The organism is Vibrio sp. 704, assembly GCF_033339295.1.
In genome coordinates, this window is sequence record NZ_JAWOUH010000748.1 from 1 (window position 1) to 581 (window position 581).

Consider the following 581-nt stretch of genomic DNA (forward strand, 5'->3'; position numbering starts at 1 on the left):
GATCCGGATGACGCCAAGATAGGTCTTGAGCGAAATAACCGATCTTAAGACCTTGTGCAAACGTCATTTCACCAGAGAGTGGCAGCACCTCCCCCATTAGCGTTTTGAGCAATGTCGACTTCCCTACGCCATTAAAGCCCTCAATCACCAACTTGTCTCCTCGCGCGATAGTGATATCAATCGGTGACAGTAAAGGCGTTTGATAGCCAATGCTCAACGCTTCGGTACTAACAACACTTTGATGTCCAATAGGCGCATAAGAAAAATCAAATTCAGTCACGGCATCTATTCTATGCAACTGAATCCTTTCAATTTTATCCAATTGTTTCTTACGGCCCTTCGCAATGCTCGCATTCACACCTGCGCCATTTTTCGCAATAAACTGTTCCAGTTTCTTAATCTCAGCTTGCTGTGCGTGGTACTCTTTTTCCAACAGCGAATTGTTGTGTCGCTTTTGCGCCATTGCTTTGTGGTATGAGCCGGTGTATTTCTGGATTTTTTGATAGTCGATATCACAGATGCAGGTAGTAACCGCATTCAGGAAACTCACATCATGAGACACCAACAGTACGGTTCCTACA

The 581-nt window shown here is 44.8% G+C and carries 1 protein-coding gene; it reads right to left on the reverse strand.

Translation table 11 applies throughout. The features are described 5' to 3' along the window. The coding region (locus R7R24_RS28885) for an ATP-binding cassette domain-containing protein (RefSeq protein WP_318120483.1) at window positions 1–581 on the reverse strand (581 nt) is incomplete at both ends.